We start from the raw sequence: 21941 nt of genomic DNA, 5'->3' as shown, positions 1-21941 counted from the left end.
TCTCCCCTCATTCGGCCGGCACGGCGACAGCTGCAGGAGCTGCGGCGCCCATCTTCTTGGCCCGATATTCGTCATAGGCGGCGATCAGCATGTCGCCGTCGTTGTATTCCGCGCGCCATCCGAGCTCACGCTTCAGCTTGCCGGTTTCACGCACGCACATTTCGTCAGCGATCAGATACTGCTCCGGATCCATGATCGGCTTGTTGATCAAGTCGAAGAAGGCCAGCGTCTGTTTGACGGCGAAGGCGGGCGTGGGCAGCAGGAAGGATTTCGAGCCGGCATGCTTGATCAGGTTGCCGAGCAGATCACGCACGGAAGGCGGATTGTCGGAACCGAGATTGTAGGCTTCGTTCGGCACGCCGCCCTTCCAGGCAAGGCGCGCGGCTTCCGCACAATCGAACACCGAAATGAACTGGTAGGGCACCTTGCCCCAGCCGATCATCGGCACCGGCAGGTTCATGTCGATCAGCTTGAACAGTTTCTCGAGAATGCCGAGACGACCGGGGCCAATGATCAGGCGCGGGCGGAAGATCGAGATGCTCATGCCCTGTTTGCGCCACTGCACGGCCAGTTGTTCGGTCGCCCATTTCGACTTGCCGTATTCGCCGAGAGGCTTTGCCGGGTGGTCTTCGGTCTGCGGCGACTGCACCGTGTGGCCGTAGATCATGTCGGTCGTGAACTGCACCAGACGCGATGCGCGGGCTGCGTCCATGGCCTTCATGATGTTCTCGGCGCCGTAATAGTTGACGGGCCAGAAGAATTGCCAGCGCTTCGAACGGATCTGCAGCGGCGACAGCATCTTCGCCGCCATGTTGTAGACCATGTCATCGGGACCGATGCCGACCTTCTGAACAGATTCCAGATCGGTGACGTCGCAATGGACGAAGCGGGCGCGGCCGTAATGCGGCAGGTCGGACTTGACGATATCGGCGATCACCACGTCTTCGCCGTCCTTGACGAGACGCTCCGCCAGGTGACGGCCCACGAAGCCGTCGCCACCAAAGATGATGTGTTTCATGACTTGCTCCCGAATTCTGCGGTGCTCACCCCGGCAGCGGCCTCAGCCGGCCTGTCATCGGCATGGGATGAGATGCCCGACTGGGCGATAAGAACGGTTCCCGCGCAGATCAGCGCGATGCCGGCGATGCGCCAGGCATTGAGGTCTTCGCGGAAAACGAAGTAGGCAAAGACAGCGACGGCAACGTAAGCGAGGCTCAGGAACGGATAGGCAAAGGAAAGCTCGACCTTCGACAGCACATAGAGATGCGACGCCATCGAAATGACGAAGGTCACAAGGCCGGCAAAGACCCATGGGTTGAAGACGATCTGGAACAGACGCACGATTGCCGTTTCGGCGGTCATCGAAATCGGTCCGAGTGTCATCATGCCCTGCTTCAGCATGAGCTGAGCGGCAGCATTGGTAAAAACCGTAAAGAGAATGAATGGAATATATTTCATTGTTTTACTCCCAGTCCCGCAAATGTACTTACGGGCAAGAGACGGATTTTCCGTGAAGTTTGAAAGTTTATTTGAATAAAATTGTCTGCATTCTCATTCTGGCAAGGCCAGAGCCGTGCGCTTCCAGAAGTTCGAAACGAGTGCAGGATCGCGCAACGCCTCGATTTTCTTCCAGGAAGGAAAAGATTTTTCAAAGACTTGCGGGCTCATGCGCGCGTCCTTGTACGGATTGATCGCACCGCCTGCCTCCACCACGATGCGATCGAGCGCATCCAGGAGCTTTACTGTCCATTCACCTTGATTGGCGAAGTCCAATGTCAAAGTAAAACCGGGCCGCGGGAAGGACAGGACGCCGCGCGAACCGATGTCGCCGAACCGCTTCAGAACCGTGAGAAACGATGCGTGACCGGCCTTGCGGGCCGTCTCCATGAGTTGCGCGGTGATCTCCGGCGCGCGCTCGGCGGGATAGACGCTTTGATGTTGGTAAAGCCCGCGTGGACCGTAAAGCCGGTTCCAGGCGCCGATCGCGTCCAGCGGATAGAAATAGGAAGTCCAGGGAACCGTGGTCACGGTTTCACCGGGCTTCTCCTTGCGGAAGTAATATTCGTTGAAAACCTTGAGCGTTGTCCGGTTCAGAAGATTGAAGGGCGGCGCGAAGGGCACCGAAAGCTTCAATCCCTTGGGGATATCGGGCAGCTCGCAGGAACCATCGGCGTGATCGCCGGCCAACAGCACGCCCCGGCCCGTGCGGGCTCCGGTTGCGAGTTGGTCGATCCAGGCAACGGAATATTCGTGTTCCTCATCGACGCGATCGACGAGGGCGAAGTATCGGTCGAGATTATCAAAGCGGATCGCATGTTGTTGCACATGCGGCGACGGCACCTTCATCAGCCTGATATCCACGGCCAGGATAAGCCCGGTCAGGCCCATGCCACCAATGGTGGCGGCATAGAGTTCGGCGTTTTCGCCAGGCGAACAGATCAACCGCTCGCCGTTCGAGCGCAGGAGCGTGAAACCTGTCACGTGATTGCCGAAGGTGCCGCGTGCATGGTGGTTCTTGCCGTGCACGTCGTTGGCAAGTGCGCCGCCAACTGTCACAAAGGCGGTGCCCGGGGTGACCGGCAGAAAGAAGCGATGTTCGATCGCGCGTTCGAGCACCTCGCGCAAAGTCACGCCAGCCTCGCAAGTCATCATGCCGGTGCCGGGATCGAACGCCAGTATGCGGCCGTGCCTGCGACTTTCGATCAGCGTGCCCCGATCGTTGTGGCAACTGTCGCCGTAGCTGCGGCCGTTGCCGAAGGGCAAGTAGCCTTCGGCCTCCAGGCTGCCGAGGCGATCTTCATAGTCGTCAGGCGAAATGGCCGGCCGCGCGCGATTGTCGAGCCGACCCCAGCTTTCATGATCTTGCAAACTCATTGCGGCCCGATGGCTCCAAAAAGGATCAGCAGCGCGCCGACCAACATGGTCAATTGGCTGCGCCAGTCACGCATGATGAAGACGACAGGGTCTTCGTGCAGCATGCCGCGACGCGCGAGCATCCAGATGCGCAACAACATATAGAGCACCAGCGGGCAAAGCGGCCAGAGAGCCCAGGGCGTCGTATACATTTCCTGGAGTTCCTTGCTATGCACATAGAGCGCAAGGACCAGGGCGGCGGTGAAGGCGGAAGCAACGCCAGCCTGCCCCACCATCTCGAAATCGGCGGCAAGATAGCCGCGGCCGGGGACATTGCCGCCATCCTTGTCCTCGAACTCGTGCAATTCGACATAACGCTTCACCAGCGCGAGGCTGAGGAAGAAGAAGATGGCGAAGGACACGAGCCAGAACGATAGCTCCGTGCCCGTTGCCGCGGCACCGGCAACGATACGGGTGGTGTAGAGGCCAGCGAGCGTGAAGACGTCGACCAGGAGCTTGCGCTTCAGCACGAAGGTGTAGGCGGTTGTCGCGAAGGCATAGAACGCCAGCACCCCGGCGAATTTCCACGGCAACAACAAGGTCAGCGACAGCGATGCGAGAACTAGGCAGCCGGCGAGAGTGAGCGCCGTCGGCACCGACATCTGGCCGCTGGCGAGCGGTCGGTGGCGCTTCTTTGCATGGCGGCGGTCGTTCGAAAGATCCGAAAGGTCGTTGACGACGTAGACCGCCGAAGCAAGGAAGCTGAACGCGAAAAAGGCAATGATGACGCTGACGATCGCGTCGAAATGCAGGACCTCGTGATTGAGGATCATCGGCACGCCGATCAGCACGTTCTTTGCCCACTGATGCACCCGGATGGATTTCAGCGGTGCCAGCACGCTCACCTTGCCGGTATCAAGGCACTCGGCATCATGGTTGCGGCGCCATTTTTCGGCAGCGGCATCAGGCGCAACCACGATCGCGCGGCGCGCCGCCTCGAAGACGGCGATGTCGTCGCGGCTGTTGCCCATGTAGTCGAACGCGCCGTCGCCGAAACGATCGACCAGCGCCTGGCGCTTACGGCTGCTCGTCAGATTGAGCGCATCGGTCGAATGCATGACAGAGGAAAAGAGGCCGACGTGATCGGCAATATCCCTGGCAACCGACGGCGCCGCACCGGTGACGAGCACCAGTTCGCGGCCCGTCTTTTTCTCCTCGGTGAGCCGGTCGATGACGGCCTGCCGGTAGGGCCAGTCCTGCGCCCTGCGCCCGGAACGCAGGGCCACCTCGTGCTTCAACCGCGCCTTGCCCTTTGCCAGCCAGAACAGCATGGGAAAAAGCATCAGGGGGTTGCGCAACAGGATGATCGCCGCACCTTCCCACAGTGTATCGGCGGCCAACAGAGTACCGTCCAGATCCACACACAGCGGAATGTGCCGTGTCTCGGTGCGCGCGTCCATGATTTCCATCCCAGCCATAATTGCCGGCATGATGGCGTCTTCAACTTTCCAGAGTGGAAACACGGGCCACAATCTCGCCCGGAAACTGTCGGCCTGGTTAACAAATGTCGGCAGCGCGGACAAAGGTCAGTGGCGGCCGATCCAGTTCAACGCATCACGCCAGTCAGTCATGCGCACCGGGGTGCCGTGTGAGCCGCTTTCGAACAGGACGAAGCGCGTCGGATAGCCTTGAGCCTTCAGCGTGCGATAGAGCGCCTTCTGGCTCTCGGCCGGATAAACGCTGTCGCGGCTGCCATGGCTGAAGTACATGGGCAACTTCGCCTTGAAGGCGGCGCTCTTCGTAAAATCGGGGTCGCTCACGCCACCCATCACCATCATGCCGCTGAGAGCTGCGACAGCGGAGGGATCGCGCGAAACGCCCCAGCAGATGAAGCTGCCCATCGAGGCGCAGGCCAGCACCACGGGCCGGCCGCCCGAGCGCTCTGAGACCTGCCTGACCAGGCCGGCAATATCCGCGGCACCTGACGTGTCGAAGGAACGGACGCTTGGTGCGTAATAGACGCCACCATTGGCGACAGCGAGGTTTTTCAGCCGATTGAAGTTGCCGCCGAAGGAAAAGTCGTTGGTGCCGAGCCGTCGGTCGCCACCGCGACCGTGGATGAAGATCACCGTGAAGGCAGCGCCGCGGTCCGGACCGACGCGGGTCACGTCAAGCGAACGGCCCCCGATGTCGAGTGTCTCGTTGACCTGCTCGCTTTTCACGCCCAGAGAAACATAGGCGCGCTTCACCCGGCGTTCCGGGATTTCGTCCCGTTCGTTGATATCGCGCAGTTCTTGATAGTCGACAGTCAGGTCATCACCGTCATCATTTTGCTGCAGCACCTTGCCATAGGAGAAGAGCTCGTCCTTGAAGGGCTTCAGTGCCTGAGCCTGGGCGACGGAAGCTGCGGAAAAAAAGGCAACGGCCAGCAGAAGCCGACGAAACGGAAAAACAATTGTGGACACGGCCAATGACGGGCTCCCTTGTTCGCCGAACAGCCTTGCCATCGCCCGGACGTCAAAGCAACACTTGCGCCATGACACGGCCGCGAAGGCGGCATTTCGCCAAGGCCGATGCCGGCATTCTCCTTTTGTTCGCGTATCCTGTGAGAGTCTGGCAGAATTCAGGTGATTCGACCGCCGGGGGATGGCGGCAAAGCCGAGGTCTTGCTATGGCCTCAGGCATCCCCATACGACAGGAACGATCCGAACGGCCCCATGGACGACAACAGCGACCTCTTTTCAATGCCCGAGCAACCGAAGCCCGTACAGCCGAGCGCCAAACCGGCTGTGCCAGCGGCACCCATCGTGCGCGAAGAGCCGCGCCCTGCCCCGAAAGGCAGTGATGGCAGTGATTATGATGCGTCGGCAATCGAGGTGCTCGAAGGCCTGGAGCCGGTCCGCCGTCGTCCGGGCATGTATATCGGCGGCACGGACGAGAAGGCGCTGCACCATCTCTTCGCCGAAGTCATCGACAACTCGATGGACGAAGCGGTGGCCGGCCATGCCAACTTCATCGAAGTGCACCTCGACGCAGATGGCTTCCTGACCGTCACCGACAACGGTCGTGGCATCCCAGTCGAGAACCATCCAAAATTCCCGGGCAAGTCGACGCTCGAAGTCGTCATGACGGTTCTGCATGCCGGCGGCAAGTTCGACGGCAAGGCCTATGAGACCTCCGGCGGTTTGCATGGTGTGGGCGTTTCCGTCGTCAACGCGCTGTCCGACGCGCTCGAAGTCGAGGTCGCGCGCAACCGCAAGCTCTATCGCCAGCGCTTCTCCCGCGGCATTCCGCAGGGCGGGCTTGAAGAACTCGGCGACGTGCACAACCGCCGCGGCACCCGCGTTCGCTTCCATCCGGACCCGGATATTTTCGGGCCGCACGCGCATTTCGAGCCCGGTCGCCTGTTCCGCATGGCGCGCTCGAAGGCCTATCTCTTCGGCGGCGTCGAGATCCGCTGGTCCTGCGATCCCTCGCTGCTGCAGGAAGGCTCGGAGATCCCGGACAAGGCTGTCTTCCACTTCCCGGGCGGCCTGAAGGACTATCTCGCCGCAACACTCGGTAAGGAATTCACCGTCACCCGTGAGATCTTCGCCGGCAAGTCGGAGAAGGCAAACGGGCACGGCTCGCTCGAATGGGCCGTCACCTGGTACGGCGGCGACCAGCAGGTCCATTCCTACTGTAATACCATCCCGACGCCCGAGGGCGGCACGCACGAGGCGGGCTTCCGCATCGCGCTGACCAAGGGCTTGAAGAACTATGCCGAGCTGACGCAGAACAAGCGGGCGGCGATCATCACCACGGACGACGTGATGATTTCGGCAGCAGGCATGCTCTCGGTCTTCATTCGCGAACCGGAATTCGTCGGCCAGACCAAGGACAAGCTTGCGACGGTCGAAGCCCAGCGCATCGTCGAAAACGCACTGCGCGACCCATTCGACCACTACCTTGCCGACAATCCGGGCGAAGCCGCCAAGCTGCTCGACTGGGTCGTCGAGCGTGCAGAAGAACGCGTGCGCCGACGCAAGGAAAAGGAAGTCAACCGCAAGACGGCAGTGCGCAAGCTGCGTCTGCCGGGCAAGCTCGCGGACTGCTCGCAGAACACCGCAGAAGGCGCCGAACTCTTCATCGTCGAAGGGGACTCTGCAGGCGGATCGGCAAAGCAGGCACGCAACCGCGCCAACCAGGCGATCCTGCCGTTGCGCGGCAAGATCCTCAACGTTGCAAGCGCCGGCCGCGAAAAGCTGAGCGCCAACCAGCAGATCACCGATCTCGTCCAGGCGCTTGGCTGCGGCACCCGCAGCAAATACCGCGAAGAGGACCTGCGCTACGAGCGCATCGTCGTCATGACCGACGCCGACGTCGACGGCGCGCACATCGCCTCGCTGCTGATCACCTTCTTCTATCAGGAAATGCCTGAGCTGATCCGCGGCGGTCATCTCTATCTCGCCGTGCCGCCGCTCTATCGCATCAGCCAGGGCTCGAAGACGCTTTATGCGCGCGACGATGCGCATCGAGAAGAATTGATGCGCACCGAGTTTTCCGGTCGCGGCAAAGTCGAGATCGGTCGCTTCAAGGGTTTGGGCGAGATGCTGCCGGCGCAGCTCAAGGAAACGACGATGGACCCGAGGTTCCGCACGTTGCTCAAGGTCGAGATCGACGAGATCGATTTCGAAGGCACGCGCGAGGCGGTGGACAATCTCATGGGTACCAAGGCCGATGCCCGCTTCCGCTTCATCCAGGAGCGCGCCGTATTTGCCGAGAACTTGGACATCTGATCCGGAACTGTTGCGAAAATGCGCACGCTTCTTGTGCGCCCTGAGCCATCAAGATCGAAAGCGGCGGCCCGAGGCCGCCGTTTCCGTTTTCAAGTCCTTGCGGTAAGCGGGCGAAGAGAGATCATGCCGTCTTGCGAACTGGCTTTTCCATGAACAGGCTCAGCGGATCCGGCTGGTAGTCTCCGAAAGGTGAACGCTCGACATAGCCGGCCGCCTTGTAAAGCCCGATCGCCTCGGGCTGATAGATGCCGGTTTCGAGGCGAATTGCCGTGTAGCCAAGTTCACCCGCACGTGCCTCCACGGCCTGCAACAACAACTTGCCGACTTTCAGGCCCCTCGCCTCAGGATCGACGAACATGCGCTTGATCTCGGCCGTGCCGTCACCGGCTTCCACGAGCGCGCAGCAGCCGACGATGTCATCCTCACGGCGCGCCACCAGGAACGAGACCCCGGCCTGCTCCAGGCTCGACAGGTCGACCATGTGATTGCTTTCGGCAGGATAGAGCGAAGCGGCATAAGCGTCGGAGAGTTCCAGCAGACGCACGACCGTGGCTTGGCGTGGCGACTCCAGGGCTATGGTTACGGCAGGCAATGATTTCGTCCTTCTCGGCTTCAGCGATTTGCGCCGGAGGTTAGTGCTACTCGTACAGCCCGCCAATACGTCAAATGACGCAGGCTCCCGGTACTCGCCCTATCAATCCGGCTAACAGGCTGAAACAATTTGTTCCGTGTCGGCGACAACACTGCCCTATTTCGGGGAGAATCGTGCAGGCATAGGTTGATCCGACCACAACCTCCAGGGACCGGAACACCATGCAAGCGGCGCTGATTGTCATGACCATTCTCGGCTGCGACCACGACGTCAGCCAATGCCAGTACATCTCGACGGTCAATGGTACATGGCCGTCGATCGCCCAATGCGACACGGATTCGCAGGCGCAATTGCCGAAGTTCTCGAATGCCAACTATCCGATCGTCGTCGCGATGTGCGAGAGTTCCGGTCCGGCCCTCGCCGACCTCACCCCGCCACCGGCCGGTTCTCAACAGAGCCAGACACCACCTCTACAAGCGGCCGAGCCGGTGTCGGAACCAAACCTGCCGAAACGGACACTGGCCTTCCTCTCAGGCGCCATCCCGGACCGGGAGAAGCTCAAGACGATCGTTACAAAGCCGGTGCATTATATCGAAGACGGCTATTCCTGGGTCGCCCGCCGCTTCACCAAATAGCGGTCTCGCTCAAACCAGACCGGCAGCAATCAGGCATTCGGCGCTGGCTGCTACCGCCGCTTCTGCGGTTCGCGGCTGCCACCCCAGAACGCGACGTGCCTTTTCGTTGGAAATACGGGAGTCGCGCCCCAACTCCCGCACGATCAGCCGCAAGCCGGCATCAAAGGGCGCAGCCAAGCCTGCCAGCCAATTCGGCAGAACGAATTTTGGCAGCCTGGCGGCATGCTCCGGAAAGTGCCGACGGAGGACCGACACCATATCGGCAAGTGACAACGTCTCAACTCGAGCCCGTTTTCGGCCGCATAATCCCAGGCCACGCGCTCCGCAAAGGTCTTTGAGCGGTAGTAGGGCGTAGCCAGCGGTGATTGCGGGTCGGTCCAGTCGGTCTCCGTGAAAGGAGCGCGGCCAGCCCCGTAGATGACGGCGGCGACAGAAGAGGTGAGAACGACGCGGCGGACGCCGGCCAAATGAGCGGCCTGAAGAACACGCAACGTGCCGTCCCGCGCCGGGCCGATCAGATCGGCTTTATCGGCAGGTAGTCGCCCCGGGAACGGCGATGCCGTATGCAGGACGTGGGAAACACCGACGAAGGCGTCAACCCAGCCTCGTTCCCCCAGGAGATCCGCTTCGACGAAGGCCAGCTTTCTTCCTTCCGTACCGCCGGCAGCGCGGATCGATCCTTCGATCTCCTCCTTACGCGCCAGATCACGAACGGTGCCGCGTACGTCGTAGCCCTGCCGCAACAAGAGAAGCGCGACATGACGCCCGACAAAGCCGCCTATGCCGGTTACAGCGACGGTTGCGTCGGCCATCGCGTTCATGCGTCAACTCCTCACTGGCCGCGAGCCCGCATCGGGCTGCCGGCAGAATTGGGTGGAGAGGTCGCGGGATGCAAGCGGCCGCGACGGAAGTCAGGCGGCCTGGCGCGCTGCAAGTTCCGCATAGGTGCGGGCCGACTGGCGTTCCTCGGCAAATGCCAGCCGCTCGAGCAGGTCGATCATCGCGGTATTGACCGGCGACGACGAGCGCTCGTTCCTTAGCCGCGCGAGCAGCGCCTTGGAAACGGACGCCGTGCCGTCGTGTCCGGCTGCAGTATCCTGGCGCCAGAGAAGCACAGCCGCCGCAAAGGTTTCGCTGACATCGTGGCCGAGGCCGGCGCTCTCGAACAGGGCACGGATCGAGTGAACGCGCCCGCCGGACAGGATGGAGCGCACGCGCTTCTCGCAGACACCAGAGAGATCAACGATCGCCGCCGAGAAGAATTCCGCGCGGCCGGTGACGAGCGCGTGGAGCAGGAAGGCGGGGGTCAGGCGGCCGGTCTCGCGCAGATGCGACACGAGACCAGGCAATTCCTCAACCGCCAGTGTGCCTGCCATGCCGACGGCGGCGATGTCGCAGGCTTCCCGCGTGATCCGTTGAACCCGGGCTTCGCCGATCGCCATCTGCACAAGGCCGAAAGCGGCCAGAGCCGCCCCCACCTCTTCCACCAGCGCATGACGGGCATCGCTTGGCAGGTCCGGCCGCGCAAGCAACAGATCGCGTACGGCCGCCGAGCAGCCGAGACGCTCGGCGATGCGTTTCAACGAGCGGCGCGACAGGTTGGCGCCGGCATTTTCCAGGAGGATGAGCACCTCTTCCTCACCGCCGATTTCAGCGATGGCGGCGCACACGGCGCGGGAGACGAAGCTGCGCGCCGCGATCAGCGCGCGCGTTTCGAACGTACCTCTGGCAGCGAGATCGACCAGATCCTCGTCAGTCAAGACAGGCGAGCGGGATATGACGACATAGGCAATTTCAGGCTGATCTTCGGCAAGGCCGAGAATGATAGCCCGTGGAACCGACGAGCAGCCACAAAGCGCATCGGCGAGTGCGCGCCGAACCTTTGGCGACGGATCGTCGAGCAGGAACGTCATCGCCATCTCCGCCGCGCGGCGGTCGAGGCCATTCATCTCAGCGTCGACGTAGGCGCGACCGAGCGCGCTGGCAGCGCGGGTTCGTTCGCCCGTTCTCGCCGTTTCCACCCAGCGAAGAAATGCTTGTATGATCACCTACGCCCCACTAGACCACGCCAATGCCATCGATGTTCAAACCCTAGCCGGCAAAGGTTTAAGATTGGTTCACCATGTCTGTTAACCGCTCCCAAACCATGAATCCGCTGCTGATCACCGATGGCACGCCTCCGACCATGGACGTCCTTGCGCTCAATGCGTTCTCTGGCGTGATCACGGATATCGGTTGCGACGCAGAAATACTGCGTGGCTGGGCGCGGTTGGCAGGCCGAAGCTTCGACCTTCTCGCGCGCGTCGAACCGCTGGAACGGCTGGACGAAGAGGCATTGAACCGGATAATTAAGTGCGGTGTGGAGGGTATCGTTCTTTCCGGATGCCGCGGGCGCGCCGACATACAACAGCTCGACGTGATGCTGCGGGTGGCGGAAGCCACCAATGGCAGCGCTCCCAACCGGATCCGGATCTATGCAGAATACGGCGGCTCGCCGGAGGGCCTGTTGTCGCCCTATCCGCTGACAGATGCGTCGCCCCGCCTGGAAGCGCTGGTCTTCAACGGTACGGCGCTGGCAAGATCGCTTGGCTGCCTTGAGCCGACCAGCGCGCGCCACCAGCGCGTCGCAACACCTATCCTTGCAGGACGATCCTATGTGGTCCTGAAGGCGGCCGAAGCCGGTGCGCCTGCCTATGAGGTGTTGCCCGCCTGCGCCGATGAAGCCGCGACACGGTGGGCGCAATCGCTGAGCCGCGACAACGGCTTTGCCTCGGTCGTTTGCAGTTCGATCGAGCAGGCAATCGCCGTAAGCGTCGCGTGACCTTTCCGGCGCGCAACGTCGCTGATCTCAACGGGTCGGGCGCGTCATCTGGAAGACATCGCCGCCATCGCAATAATCCATGTAGCCAAGACGGGCCAGCGGCCTGACCGTCGCCATGTCGAAGCGGCCATCGCGAATTGCTTCCTCGCGGATATGAATTCCGACAACTTGGCCGATGACGACATAGTTGTCGGACACTTCGCTATCCAGACCCTTCGGCTGAAACATTTCCGTCGTCCGGCACTCGAGCGCAGCAAAGGCCTCGGCAACGAATGGCGCCTTCACCAGGGTGCCGTCAACCGGCGTGAGCCCGGCGATCTCGAATTCGCTCTCGCCGTGCGGCGCCGGTATCGACGTCTTGTTCACGGCCTCGGCGAGACTGCGGCTGGCGAAGCTCGCCGTGAACTCGCCGGTTGCTTCGATGTTGCGGACCGAATCCTTGTATCCGCTCGACGAGAACATCACGAGTTTCGGCCGGTCGGCGATGACATTGAAGAAGGAATAGGGCGCGAGGTTCAGCGAGCCGTCAGCCGACCGCGTGCCGATCCAACCGATCGGCCGCGGCGATACGATGGCCTTGAAGGGGTCATGCGGCATGCCGTGACGATTCGAGGCCGTATCGTAGAACATCAGGCGCCCTCACCGACCCAGGTGACGATCTCTGCGAGTTCCGGCCTCGGCCGTTCCGTCGGCGGCACCATCGCGGTACCGATGTGAATGAAGCCAGCTAGCTTCTCACCCGGCTTGACGCCCAGCAAGGGATAAACGCGCTCGTCGAAGGCGAACCATTCGGTCAGCCAGTTGGAGGCATAGCCGAGGGCGTTTGCGGCCATCAGCAGATTGAGGCATACGGCGCCGGCAGACATCAACTGCTCCCATTCCGGGATCTTGAAGTGCGGCGCAGCCGTGCTGACCACGGCGACCACGACCGGCGCGCGCGTCAGCCGCGTTTCCTCGACCTTGATCATTTCTTCCGAGAGATCGGGCTTCGTTGCAAGCGCCATCGCCTTCAGCTCCGCGCTGATGCGCGCCCTCTCCTCGCCGCGATAGACGATGAAGCGCCAGGGGGCGAGCTTGCCATGGTCCGGCACGCGCGAGGCGAGCTTCAGCATCTCCTCGACCTCGGCCTTGCTGGGACCGGGTTCGGCCATCTGGAATGCAGGGATCGAGCGACGGGACGCGAGATAATCAACAAGCTTAATTTCGGTTTTCATGTCGGATGAATTCCACTAATTTGCCGCAGCATCGGCAGCCACGAAAATGCCATATCGGCGTCCCAAGTGGAGTCACTCAGTCAGGAAGTCAACTGCTCTCATGCGTGCATGCTCTCGTATTTTCCTCAGAACCGGCCTCGCGATCCTTATCGCCGGCGCTGCTGCAGGAAGCGTGCTTGCTGAGGATGCGACCCAAGCCTTCGAGAGTTTTCCCTCGATCGCCGGCCCGCGCAAGATGCCGAAGCTTACGGGCTTCAGCCCGATGACATCAGATCCAATCGCCGACGGCACCTTGAAGGATGTCAAGCTCGAAGCACTACTCACCGAGAAAGGCGCCCCTGTCGAGGCCGGCCTGACGTGGCGCGTGTTCAGCCCGATCCCCGGAAGCGACGGAAAGCTGCCGCTTCTCGCCACCTCGGAAGGCGGATCGACCGCGTTCAACGTCGTGCCGGGTGACTATTTCGTCAATGTGTCCTTCGGACGCGCCTCCGCAACACGCAAGATCCGCGTTCCCCAGGAAGGCACACTTGAGAAACAGGTTCTGGTTCTCGATGCAGGCGGCATCAAGCTCAACGCCGTCTCCGGCAGTGATGTGCGCATACCTCCGGCCGAACTCAGCTTCTCCGTCTATTCCGCCGACACCAAGAGCGACGGCGAACGGGCGCTTATCATGTCGGATGTGAAGCCGAATACGGTGATCCGGCTCGGCGCCGGAACCTATCATGTGACATCGAGCTACGGCGCCACCAACGCCTCGACCGCCGCCGACATCCAGGTCGAAGCCGGCAAGCTGACGGAAGCGACCATCCAGCATCGCGCCGCCAAGCTGACGCTCAAGCTGGTCTCAGAGCCCGGCGGCGAAGCAATCGCCAACACCGCATGGACGATCCTGACCTCCGCCGGCGACACGGTGGACGAAGAAAATGGCGCCTTCCCGACGCTGGTCCTGCTCGAAGGCAGCTATTCTGCTGTCGCGCGGTACAAGGACAAGATCTACGAACGTGACTTCACGGTGAAGGCGGGCGTCAACACGGACGTGGAAGTGCTGCTCAGCAGCGGTGGCAACGATGCGAATACCAACCCGGGCGTCGTCTCCGACGCACAGGACTAGTCTCAACGCAGCGACAAGCGGTTGACGTTGCGTCAGCCCGCGCGCCGCATGAACCGCCTACGCGGCGGCGCCATGGAGAAGACCGCGTCATAGATGCGGGCCAGCAGGTCCTTGCGATCACCACAGGCACCGAGGTCCTCGGGCGTCAGCACACGGCCGATGCGCGCCGCAATCGTCGTGCCGGACAGGCGTCGGAACTCGCGGATCAGCAGCGAAAGCCTCAGCGTCAGTGAGATCTTGCTCGCCAGATGGAACATGGGACCGTTCTGGCCTTCGAAATAGATCGGGATGACGCTTGCCCGCGCGGCCTGGATCAATTTCGCGGGAAAGATCTTCCAGGGCAGGTCTTCGGCGCGGCCGAAGCCCTTGGGGGCTGTCGCGACGCCGCCGGCGGGAAAGATCACGATGGTCACACCTTCCTTCAACAGGCGCAGCGCTTCATGGCGCGTCGCCATGTTGACGGCCAGCGCTTCCTTCGTCTCCTCGAACGACACCGGCAGCGAGTAAGGCGCCATTTCCGGCACCTTCAGCAGTTCGTTGTTGATAAGGACGCGGAATGGACGGCCAAGCTGTTCGGCAAGCGCCAAAACGGCGATGCCGTCGCCGATGCCGAAGGGATGATTGGCGATGATGACGATCGGCGTATCGGGCAATTGCCGCGGCGGCCACTCGCCTTGGGTTCGCAGCTTCACATCGATCAGCTGCAGCATTTCACCGAAGACCCGATCGCTCTTGCCGACAATGTCGGACCGCCAGCGCGTGTAAAGCTTTGCATAGCGGTTGCGGCCCGACAGGCCCTCGATGGAGCGAATGAACCAGCGCTTCAGGCGCCGGTCGTTTTCATTGGCGTAAGACAGCTCTTTGAACTGCACGGAAATCTCCGAGGGATACGATCTTATCCGGATATTCCGCTAATATGACAGTTTGCTGACAAAGCAAGTACCCGGGGTATCAACCCCGGGCTTTCTTTTCGGCCTTGCGCTTGAGATCCGGGGCCATGGCTTCCAGAGAGAGAGAGGCAATCGCTTCGTCGAGCGTCATCGCAGTCTGCGCCTGCGAACCCAGACGGCGGATGTTGACCGAACGCTCTTCAGCTTCGCGCTTGCCGCAGACGACAATGACCGGAACCTTCGTGACCGAGTGTTCGCGAACCTTGTAGTTGATCTTCTCGTTGCGGAAGTCGGTCTCGACGGTCAAGCCTGCGTCGCGCAGAAGCTCGGCAACCTCACGACCGTAGTCGTCAGCTTCCGAGGTGATCGTCGCAACGACGATCTGCAACGGCGAAACCCACAGCGGCATGTGCCCGGCGAAGTTTTCGATCAGGATGCCGAGGAATCGCTCCATCGAGCCGCAGATGGCACGATGGATCATGACGGGCTGGCGCTTTTCCGATTCCTTGTCGATGTAGAAGGCACCGAAGCGCTCCGGCAGGTTGAAGTCGACCTGGGTCGTGCCGCACTGCCATTCGCGGCCGATCGCGTCCTTCAGCGTGTACTCGAACTTCGGACCATAGAAGGCGCCCTCGCCCGGCAGGATGCCGGTCTTGATGCGGCCTTCCGACTGCGCCTCGATCGTCTTCAGCACGTCCATCATCACGCTTTCGGCGCGGTCCCAGAGCTCGTCGGAACCGACGCGCTTGTCCGGACGGGTGGAGAGCTTGACCACGACTTCCTTGAAGCCGAAGTCCTCATAGACCGAGAGGATCAGGTCGTTGATGCGCAGGCATTCCTCCGCCATCTGCTCGTCGGTGCAGAAGACGTGCGCATCGTCCTGGGTGAAGCCGCGTACGCGCATCAGGCCATGCAGAGCGCCCGACGGCTCGTAGCGATGAACGTTGCCGAATTCGGCGAGCCGCACCGGCAGTTCGCGATAGGACTTCAGGCCGTGCTTGAAGATCTGGATGTGGCCTGGGCAGTTCATCGGCTTCAGCGCGAAGATGCGCTCGTCGTCGGTTTCGTCACCGGCGACCGTCACCTTGAACATGTTGTCGCGGTACCAACCCCAGTGACCCGAGGTTTCCCAGAGCGACTTGTCGAGCACCTGCGGCGCGTTGACTTCCTGGTAGGTGTTGGCGAGCCGGCGGCGCATGTAGGCCACCAGCGTCTGGAACATGCGCCATCCCTTGCCATGCCAGAAGACGACGCCCGGGCCTTCTTCCTGGAAATGGAACAGGTCCATTTCGCGGCCGAGGCGACGGTGGTCACGCTTCTCGGCTTCGGCAAGCACGTGCAGGTACTGGTCGAGCTCTTCCTGGGTGTGCCAGGCCGTGCCGTAGATACGGGTCAGCATGGCATTGTTGCTGTCGCCGCGCCAATAGGCACCAGCCACCTTCATCAGCTTGAAGGCTGTGCCGATCTGGCCGGTGGAGGCCATGTGCGGGCCGCGGCAAAGGTCGAACCAGTCGCCCTGGTAGTAGATCTTGAGATCCTGTCCCTCGGGGATCGCATCGACGAGCTCGACCTTGTAGGCCTCGCCCTTGTCGGCAAACACCTGACGGGCCTTTTCGCGCGACCAGACTTGCTTGGTGAAGGGCTTGTTGCGGGCAACGATCTCCTTCATCCGCTTTTCGATCAGCGGCAAGTCATCCGGCGTGAAGGGTTCGTTGCGGGCGAAGTCGTAGTAGAAGCCGTTGTCGATGACCGGACCGATGGTCACCTGCGTTCCCGGCCACAGCTCCTGCACCGCCTCGGCCATCACGTGCGCGGCATCGTGGCGGATGAGTTCGAGCGAACGCTTGTCCTCGCGAACGACGATCTCTAGGCGACCATTGGTCACCGGATCGGACAGATCGCGCAGCTCGTCGTCGAGCGCGATCGCAACCGCCTTCTTGGCGAGCGACTTCGAAATCGATTCTGCCACGTCACGGCCGGTCGTGCCGAAGGGATATTCGCGCACCGAGCCATCAGGAAATGTAAGGGAAACAGGATTCGACATAGTGATCTCCTATCCAGTCCCGCCAACGAATGCGGGTGGTATGGTTGCCCGGCAATGGCCGGCGAATTGACGATACAGCGTCGCATCCGTGAGACGCGCAGAGTTCGCTGTAGTGCTTTGGATTGCTGCTTGTTCTGCCCAGAGCCGAAACAACCCCGGGAAACACGCCGTAGCCTGATAAAGGGTTTTCGAAAGTGAGTAAAGGCGAAGGCTCCGACACGGCCTAGCTGCGCAACATCTCCGCAAGCCCCTTTACGGTGTTCCAGTTGCGGAAGGTCCCGATACCCAAACCCTTGGTCGTCATCGCCCCAGGCAGTTTCGATTCGCTCGCCTGACCCGCGAAATGCACCCAGAGATCGCCATCGACAATCGCCAGCCGTTCACCGGCCGTGCAGTAGCGCCGAAGTCCTTCGAGCACGGATTCGGTGAGCGGGTCGCGCATCACCCGCACATGACGCGCGTGGCGTCCTCTTCGCCTTCGTCCTCAAAGGGATTGGATGCCGCGAGCTTCAGCCAGTCGGCACCGGGACGGACAATGATGTCGACATGCCGGCCGAATGTCTCGGAAAACGCTTTCTCAAGAGGCACCTCAAGATCGCGCATGGATGTTTGTCCTGCCTCGAATACGAGATTGCCGGTAGCAACCAGCGTCCGGGGCGAGTGATAGCCGAGGCCTTCGGCCATCGCCCTGAGATCGGCCATCACGACCCGTCGCCCGGCACCAAGGACAATGCTGTAGAGCAAGGCAACGTAGCTGTTCATCAATCCGTTCACGCGCGCCAGAAATCCGCAGCACCCGCCGGCAATCGGGCGAGAACCCGGTCCAACTTCGCCTCATCGATGTTTCGACGCAAGGCGGCTGCCACATCGGCAATGGCGCTGTCCGGCGAAACATTGTGATCGGGCCGGAGCGCCTGCACCTCGCGGGTCAGGGCGACGCGACCCGAAAACGGGCTCTTCGGTTCCTCGAGGTCCCATTCGGCAACGAAGATCGCGCGCAGCACGGGCGGCAAGACATCTGCAAACAGGATGGCATCCTCCAGTTCCAGCCGTCGCCGAAACGTCTGCAGTACCGCCTGAACCATCGTATAGGCCTGGTTCGTCGTCTGGAGCCCGGCAAGATTGCGCGCATCGAGGATGAAGCGATCGAAATCAGCAGAGGCCTGGCGGTATTCCATCGGCATGGGCATGGCGATCATCCAACCTTCGGCCGCGGTCGCCAGTAGCGCCACGGCGCGTACCACACGAGGCGAGGCTCTAGCCGCTCCGGCACCGGATCGAAACCATGCGTCCCGCCCGGACCGCAGCGCGCCACGCGAAACAGCGTCATCCAGCCTCCGGCCCAGAAGCCATGGCGGGCGATCGCCTCGTAGCCGAATTCAGAACAGGTCGGCAGGTGGCGGCACGAGTTGCCGATGAAGCTCGAAAGCGTGAGCTGATAGGTGCGGACCAGTACCATCCCGATCAGCCGCCCCGGCGTCTTGCGAAACGGACCGTCCCAGTTTCGACCACGCACTACCGGCTTCGCCCCGTTGTCCGGCACGTGCCGACAATTCGGATCGCCGCACATGTCAGACGGCCGCGAGCAGTCGCTTGGCTTCGATCTGCTCGATAGCATCGACGACGGCATCAAAGGTCAGCATCGTCGACGCGTGACGCGCCTTGTAATCCTTCACCGGGCGCAGGAAGCGCATATCCTCGAAGCGCCCGGACGGGCCCTCGCCATCTGCCTTCAACATGGCGAGCATGTCGGCGCGCGCCTGGCGGATTTCGTCCGCGCCGGCGCCGACGACATGGCGCGCCATGATCGAGGACGAAGCCTGGCCGAGAGCGCAGGCCTTCACATCATGGGCAAAATCGGTGACGACATCGCCGTCCATCTTCAACCAGATATGCACCTTGGAGCCGCACAGCTTCGAATGCGCCGTCGCGTCGGCATCGGCATCGCCGAGCGTCCCGACACGCGGAATATTGCCGGCAAATTCGAGAATTCGGCTATTGTAGATGTCATCCATCATTTGACGCGATCCGACTGATTTTTCGCGGTTTTGAGTGATCGACGCATGATTTTCTCCGGTAGGCAGGAAAAAAGCACGACGCGACACGCTCCGCCTCTTTCATCTCTGTGGCACCATACTATATGCTATGTCGTGTTGGGGCGACAGTTCCGCAAGAGGAGCAATGTCGCCTGTTGTTTGGGAAACCGTGCCGGAAGGTCCAGTGCACTGTTAAGCCAGGACCGGAAAGCCCCGGAGCCCGCCAACGGAACCCAAGCCTGCAGGGTTAGGCGAATGGCCAGTGGCGAGTTGTCCGAAAGATAAAACGTCAAGCAATCCCGTATTGCTAAAAGAGGCCATTATGGATGCCATAGTGAAGAATTTTCCTGTGCTCGACGATGCGAGCGGCCGCCCGACCCAGAAGGAAGCGGAGGATGCGGTACGCGTTTTGTTGCGCTGGGCTGGCGACGACCCGACACGCGAAGGCCTGAGGGACACGCCGGCGCGCGTGGCAAAGGCCTATCGCGAACTTTTCAGTGGCTATGATCTCGTTGCCGAGGACGTACTCGGCCGGACCTTCGAAGAGGTTGCCGGCTACGACGACATGGTCCTCGTCAAGGACATTCCGTTCTATTCGCATTGCGAACACCATATGGTGCCGATCATCGGCAAGGCGCATGTTGCCTATCTGCCGAACGGTCGTGTCCTTGGCCTTTCGAAGATCGCCCGCGTGGTCGATATCTATGGCCGCCGGCTGCAGACGCAGGAGTCGATGACGGCACAGATCGCCAGGTCGATCGACGAATCGCTCGCTCCGCGCGGCGTCGCCGTGATGATCGAAGCCGAACACATGTGCATGGCAATGCGTGGCGTTCAGAAGCAAGGCTCGACAACGCTGACCACCACATTTACGGGTACGTTCCAGACGGAACCGGCCGAGCAGGCGCGGTTCATGACCATGATCAGGGGCTTCAAGTAAGGCTCCGACAGACGGAGCCTTTCCATGACGCTCACCTTCGACGCCCCCTCTTCCAACAAGGCCGAGCTGGAAACCGGACCGGCCTTCACCCCGCGTTTCGATGAGAAGGGGTTGATCACTGCCGTCGTCACCGATGTGCGGGACGGCGAACTCTTGATGGTCGCGCACATGAACGCCGAGGCGTTGGCTTTGACGATCGAGACGGGCGTGGCGCACTATTACAGCCGCTCGCGCAAAAGCCTCTGGAAGAAGGGCGAAAGCTCCGGCAACCTGCAAACGGTCAAGGAAATCCGCACTGATTGCGACCAGGATGCGATCTGGCTCAAGGTCTCCGTCGGCGGTCACGACGCCACCTGCCACACGGGTCGACGGTCCTGCTTCTACCGCACGGTCGGCGCCGAAAACGGCAAGGCGACGGTCGAAATCACCGACGACCACAGGCACTTCGACCCTGCAGAAATCTATGATAAAAATTAAGCATCGCGCATCTTTTTGATGCGCACACATGCTATATTTATCTTTTGGAAACCAAGCGAGCGCCTAATCCTTAAGCAAGGGTGCGGTGCTACGAGGGAACTGTCCCGACTGTATTGCAAACTGTATCCAATGTTTATCGATCTTGCCGCAATCGGCGACCGGATCGGTGATATACCTAACGACGGTGCCAGTCTTTCAGCAATGAAACAGGACGAGGCCGGCACCTGCGCCGGCTTGGCGGAGCCTCCCCAGGACGCGCGCATCAATTTGCCTCTTTCCAGGATCGAATCCGGTCCTGGGCAGTTAAGTCAATGATGAATTGCCACAGCGACCTTCGCGCATTCTCATCGACGAGTCGCGCTGCGGAGTATTCGGCGGTGTTGGAGGTGCCGGATGTTGAATTGGACTTTTACGCGTAGCAATCAGATTGCAGATTTGTCCGGTCCGGACGGAACATCTATTTCAACAACACCACCAGAACCTGCGACACCTCCGCAAAGACCAAAGATCGCGATTGCCCTTGGCGGCGGCGCCGCTCGCGGCTGGGCCCATATCGGCGTGCTGCGGGCCCTCGACGAAGAAGGCATCGATGTCGGCATGATTGCAGGCACATCGATCGGCGCGCTCGTCGGCGGTTGCTACCTTGCAGGCAAGCTCGACGAACTCGAGGCCTTCGCGCGTTCCCTCACCGTCAGGCGAATTGCAGGGCTGCTCGATTTTGCCATCGGTGGCGGCGGCCTCTTCGGCGGTTTGCGGCTCACCAAGCGCATGCAGGAGCATCTGCAGGGTCTCAGCATCGAGGGGCTCGACAGGCCGTTTATTGCCGTTGCAACCGAAGTACATAGCGGCCACGAAGTTTGGCTCGAAAAGGGATCGCTCATCACCGCGATCCGCGCTTCCTACGCTTTGCCCGGGATCTTCGAGCCGATCAAGGCGAACGGACGCACGCTTATCGATGGCGCGCTGGTCAATCCGGTCCCGGTTTCGGTCTGCCGCGCGCACGAGCAGCAACTCGTCGTCGCTGTGAACCTCAACTATGATCTCTACGGCCGCTCTGCCGTGGTCAAGCACAGCGCCGGGTTGGAAACGCCGGATTCGCCGCTGCAGGAGAAGGAATCAACCCATCACTCCCGCCTCGGCATGACCGGCGTGATGGTGCAGGCCTTCAACATCATCCAGGATCGTATTTCCCGCGCCCGCCTCGCTGGCGACCCGCCGGACCTGGCATTGCATCCCAAGCTTAACGACATCGGCCTCTCGGAGTTTCACCGTGCCGGAGAGGCGATCGACCGGGGTTACCGCGAGGCGAAGGCCAAGCTCGCGGAGATTCAGCGAATGCAGGACGCGCTCGTACGCTGACGAGCGATCTTTTCTTCGATCATTGCGAGCTACTCGCGCGCCGATGGCGCGCGCGTTCATTGTGCCATTTTGGGAGAGCGTGTAGCGAACCGAGATAGGGCAGATCGCGCCATAAGGCCTCGCCGCCCTGTCGTCGGTACGAACAGAGCAAAGTATCGAGCTATGTATGAGGGCGGTGCAGGTCGCCCTTC

General features: G+C 61.3%; 23 protein-coding genes and 1 pseudogene. 8 read left to right on the top strand and 16 right to left on the bottom strand.

Annotation, left to right across the window (positions count from 1 at the left end):
• Positions 1-7 precede the first annotated feature (7 nt).
• The 5 genes from LAC81_RS05975 to LAC81_RS05955 all read right to left on the bottom strand — a co-directional run bounded on the left by LAC81_RS05975 (position 8) and on the right by LAC81_RS05955 (position 5360).
• Positions 8-1018: an NAD-dependent epimerase/dehydratase family protein gene (locus LAC81_RS05975; protein ID WP_223727078.1), complete on the bottom strand. Its 1011-nt coding sequence runs from the start codon at positions 1016-1018 to the stop codon at positions 8-10.
• A complete protein-coding gene (locus LAC81_RS05970; protein ID WP_223727077.1) occupies positions 1015-1458 on the bottom strand; it encodes an EamA family transporter in 444 nt (147 codons plus the stop codon). Before LAC81_RS05970 ends, LAC81_RS05975 begins: the two co-directional genes overlap by 4 nt.
• 93 nt (positions 1459-1551) lie before the next feature.
• A complete protein-coding gene (locus LAC81_RS05965) occupies positions 1552-2874 on the bottom strand; it encodes an FAD-binding oxidoreductase (RefSeq protein WP_223727076.1) in 1323 nt (440 codons plus the stop codon).
• The gene (locus LAC81_RS05960; protein ID WP_223727075.1) at positions 2871-4313 is read right to left on the bottom strand and encodes a UbiA family prenyltransferase; all 1443 of its coding nucleotides are present in this window, start codon (positions 4311-4313) and stop codon (positions 2871-2873) included. Before LAC81_RS05960 ends, LAC81_RS05965 begins: the two co-directional genes overlap by 4 nt.
• A 126-nt stretch (positions 4314-4439) precedes the next feature.
• Positions 4440-5360 (bottom strand): alpha/beta hydrolase, encoded by a 921-nt coding sequence (locus LAC81_RS05955; RefSeq protein ID WP_223727074.1) that lies wholly within the window; start codon positions 5358-5360, stop codon positions 4440-4442.
• A 210-nt stretch (positions 5361-5570) separates the two neighbouring features.
• Here LAC81_RS05955 and parE point away from each other — a divergent pair, with 210 nt between their 5' ends.
• Complete coding sequence (gene parE, locus LAC81_RS05950) at positions 5571-7631, top strand: DNA topoisomerase IV subunit B (protein WP_223727073.1); 2061 nt, start codon at positions 5571-5573, stop codon at positions 7629-7631.
• Positions 7632-7752: 121 nt separating this feature from the next.
• On the opposite strand, the gene LAC81_RS05945 is transcribed toward parE, so the two are convergent.
• On the bottom strand, positions 7753-8223 hold the full coding sequence (locus tag LAC81_RS05945) for a GNAT family N-acetyltransferase (protein ID WP_223727072.1): 471 nt from the start codon (positions 8221-8223) through the stop codon (positions 7753-7755).
• Positions 8224-8444: 221 nt separating this feature from the next.
• On the opposite strand from LAC81_RS05945, the gene LAC81_RS05940 reads away from it, so the two are divergent.
• Positions 8445-8858, top strand: a complete 414-nt coding sequence (locus LAC81_RS05940; RefSeq protein ID WP_223727071.1) for a hypothetical protein — start codon at positions 8445-8447, stop codon at positions 8856-8858.
• A 143-nt stretch (positions 8859-9001) separates the two neighbouring features.
• Here LAC81_RS05940 and LAC81_RS05935 read toward each other — a convergent pair whose 3' ends face one another.
• Positions 9002-9679 (bottom strand): NAD-dependent epimerase/dehydratase family protein, encoded by a 678-nt coding sequence (locus LAC81_RS05935; RefSeq protein ID WP_223727070.1) that lies wholly within the window; start codon positions 9677-9679, stop codon positions 9002-9004.
• A 90-nt stretch (positions 9680-9769) separates the two neighbouring features.
• Positions 9770-10906 (bottom strand): DUF2336 domain-containing protein, encoded by a 1137-nt coding sequence (locus LAC81_RS05930; protein WP_223727069.1) that lies wholly within the window; start codon positions 10904-10906, stop codon positions 9770-9772.
• A gap of 74 nt (positions 10907-10980) precedes the next feature.
• On the opposite strand from LAC81_RS05930, the gene LAC81_RS05925 reads away from it, so the two are divergent.
• Positions 10981-11679 (top strand): aldolase, encoded by a 699-nt coding sequence (locus LAC81_RS05925; protein ID WP_223727068.1) that lies wholly within the window; start codon positions 10981-10983, stop codon positions 11677-11679.
• A gap of 27 nt (positions 11680-11706) precedes the next feature.
• On the opposite strand, the gene LAC81_RS05920 is transcribed toward LAC81_RS05925, so the two are convergent.
• On the bottom strand, positions 11707-12309 hold the full coding sequence (locus tag LAC81_RS05920; RefSeq protein ID WP_223727067.1) for a flavin reductase family protein: 603 nt from the start codon (positions 12307-12309) through the stop codon (positions 11707-11709).
• Positions 12309-12893, bottom strand: a complete 585-nt coding sequence (locus LAC81_RS05915; protein ID WP_223727066.1) for a nitroreductase family protein — start codon at positions 12891-12893, stop codon at positions 12309-12311. The genes LAC81_RS05920 and LAC81_RS05915 overlap by 1 nt, the downstream gene beginning before the upstream one ends.
• A 100-nt stretch (positions 12894-12993) precedes the next feature.
• On the opposite strand from LAC81_RS05915, the gene LAC81_RS05910 reads away from it, so the two are divergent.
• The gene (locus LAC81_RS05910; RefSeq protein ID WP_113537726.1) at positions 12994-14004 is read left to right on the top strand and encodes a hypothetical protein; all 1011 of its coding nucleotides are present in this window, start codon (positions 12994-12996) and stop codon (positions 14002-14004) included.
• Between the two features lie 32 nt (positions 14005-14036).
• On the opposite strand, the gene LAC81_RS05905 is transcribed toward LAC81_RS05910, so the two are convergent.
• The 6 genes and pseudogenes from LAC81_RS05905 to LAC81_RS05880 form a co-directional block, all read right to left on the bottom strand.
• Positions 14037-14876, bottom strand: a complete 840-nt coding sequence (locus tag LAC81_RS05905) for a lysophospholipid acyltransferase family protein (RefSeq protein ID WP_223727065.1) — start codon at positions 14874-14876, stop codon at positions 14037-14039.
• Between the two features lie 79 nt (positions 14877-14955).
• A complete protein-coding gene (gene thrS, locus LAC81_RS05900) occupies positions 14956-16938 on the bottom strand; it encodes a threonine--tRNA ligase (RefSeq protein WP_223727064.1) in 1983 nt (660 codons plus the stop codon).
• Between the two features lie 223 nt (positions 16939-17161).
• Positions 17162-17700: pseudogene (locus LAC81_RS05895) on the bottom strand (DUF1697 domain-containing protein).
• Between the two features lie 8 nt (positions 17701-17708).
• Positions 17709-18137 (bottom strand): DUF2267 domain-containing protein, encoded by a 429-nt coding sequence (locus LAC81_RS05890; RefSeq protein ID WP_223727063.1) that lies wholly within the window; start codon positions 18135-18137, stop codon positions 17709-17711.
• Positions 18134-18508: a membrane protein insertion efficiency factor YidD gene (yidD, locus tag LAC81_RS05885; protein WP_223727062.1), complete on the bottom strand. Its 375-nt coding sequence runs from the start codon at positions 18506-18508 to the stop codon at positions 18134-18136. Before yidD ends, LAC81_RS05890 begins: the two co-directional genes overlap by 4 nt.
• Position 18509: 1 nt before the next feature.
• Positions 18510-18956, bottom strand: coding sequence for an iron-sulfur cluster assembly scaffold protein (locus LAC81_RS05880; protein ID WP_223727061.1), 447 nt, complete (start codon positions 18954-18956; stop codon positions 18510-18512).
• Between the two features lie 340 nt (positions 18957-19296).
• Between LAC81_RS05880 and folE the strand changes: the two genes are divergently transcribed.
• The 4 genes from folE (at position 19297) to LAC81_RS05860 (ending at position 21750) form a co-directional block, all read left to right on the top strand.
• On the top strand, positions 19297-19914 hold the full coding sequence (gene folE / locus LAC81_RS05875) for a GTP cyclohydrolase I FolE (RefSeq protein ID WP_223727060.1): 618 nt from the start codon (positions 19297-19299) through the stop codon (positions 19912-19914).
• 24 nt (positions 19915-19938) lie between these two features.
• Entirely contained in the window at positions 19939-20391 is a 453-nt protein-coding gene (gene hisI / locus LAC81_RS05870) for a phosphoribosyl-AMP cyclohydrolase (RefSeq protein WP_223727059.1), read from the top strand.
• Positions 20392-20520: 129 nt separating this feature from the next.
• The gene (locus LAC81_RS05865) at positions 20521-20706 is read left to right on the top strand and encodes a hypothetical protein (protein WP_223727058.1); all 186 of its coding nucleotides are present in this window, start codon (positions 20521-20523) and stop codon (positions 20704-20706) included.
• Positions 20707-20784: 78 nt separating this feature from the next.
• Positions 20785-21750, top strand: a complete 966-nt coding sequence (locus LAC81_RS05860) for a patatin-like phospholipase family protein (RefSeq protein ID WP_223727057.1) — start codon at positions 20785-20787, stop codon at positions 21748-21750.
• Positions 21751-21941 lie beyond the last annotated feature (191 nt).

Source organism: Ensifer adhaerens, from assembly GCF_020035535.1.
Classification (GTDB): domain Bacteria; phylum Pseudomonadota; class Alphaproteobacteria; order Rhizobiales; family Rhizobiaceae; genus Ensifer.
This window is presented reverse-complemented; position numbering and strand designations above follow the sequence as displayed.

Bases quoted from the DNA above. Each gene is read 5' to 3' on its own strand.
- LAC81_RS05975 (WP_223727078.1), bottom strand. From the start codon at position 1,018: ATGAAACACATCATCTTTGGTGGCGACGGCTTCGTGGGCCGTCACCTG.
- LAC81_RS05970 (WP_223727077.1), bottom strand. From the start codon at position 1,458: ATGAAATATATTCCATTCATTCTCTTTACGGTTTTTACCAATGCTGCC.
- LAC81_RS05965 (WP_223727076.1), bottom strand. From the start codon at position 2,874: ATGAGTTTGCAAGATCATGAAAGCTGGGGTCGGCTCGACAATCGCGCG.
- LAC81_RS05960 (WP_223727075.1), bottom strand. From the start codon at position 4,313: ATGGACGCGCGCACCGAGACACGGCACATTCCGCTGTGTGTGGATCTG.
- LAC81_RS05955 (WP_223727074.1), bottom strand. From the start codon at position 5,360: ATGGCAAGGCTGTTCGGCGAACAAGGGAGCCCGTCATTGGCCGTGTCC.
- parE (WP_223727073.1), top strand. From the start codon at position 5,571: ATGGACGACAACAGCGACCTCTTTTCAATGCCCGAGCAACCGAAGCCC.
- LAC81_RS05940 (WP_223727071.1), top strand. From the start codon at position 8,445: ATGCAAGCGGCGCTGATTGTCATGACCATTCTCGGCTGCGACCACGAC.
- LAC81_RS05935 (WP_223727070.1), bottom strand. From the start codon at position 9,679: ATGAACGCGATGGCCGACGCAACCGTCGCTGTAACCGGCATAGGCGGC.
- LAC81_RS05925 (WP_223727068.1), top strand. From the start codon at position 10,981: ATGTCTGTTAACCGCTCCCAAACCATGAATCCGCTGCTGATCACCGAT.
- LAC81_RS05920 (WP_223727067.1), bottom strand. From the start codon at position 12,309: ATGTTCTACGATACGGCCTCGAATCGTCACGGCATGCCGCATGACCCC.
- LAC81_RS05915 (WP_223727066.1), bottom strand. From the start codon at position 12,893: ATGAAAACCGAAATTAAGCTTGTTGATTATCTCGCGTCCCGTCGCTCG.
- LAC81_RS05910 (WP_113537726.1), top strand. From the start codon at position 12,994: ATGCGTGCATGCTCTCGTATTTTCCTCAGAACCGGCCTCGCGATCCTT.
- thrS (WP_223727064.1), bottom strand. From the start codon at position 16,938: ATGTCGAATCCTGTTTCCCTTACATTTCCTGATGGCTCGGTGCGCGAA.
- LAC81_RS05890 (WP_223727063.1), bottom strand. From the start codon at position 18,137: ATGATCGCCATGCCCATGCCGATGGAATACCGCCAGGCCTCTGCTGAT.
- yidD (WP_223727062.1), bottom strand. From the start codon at position 18,508: ATGTGCGGCGATCCGAATTGTCGGCACGTGCCGGACAACGGGGCGAAG.
- LAC81_RS05880 (WP_223727061.1), bottom strand. From the start codon at position 18,956: ATGATGGATGACATCTACAATAGCCGAATTCTCGAATTTGCCGGCAAT.
- folE (WP_223727060.1), top strand. From the start codon at position 19,297: ATGGATGCCATAGTGAAGAATTTTCCTGTGCTCGACGATGCGAGCGGC.
- hisI (WP_223727059.1), top strand. From the start codon at position 19,939: ATGACGCTCACCTTCGACGCCCCCTCTTCCAACAAGGCCGAGCTGGAA.
- LAC81_RS05865 (WP_223727058.1), top strand. From the start codon at position 20,521: ATGTTTATCGATCTTGCCGCAATCGGCGACCGGATCGGTGATATACCT.
- LAC81_RS05860 (WP_223727057.1), top strand. From the start codon at position 20,785: ATGTTGAATTGGACTTTTACGCGTAGCAATCAGATTGCAGATTTGTCC.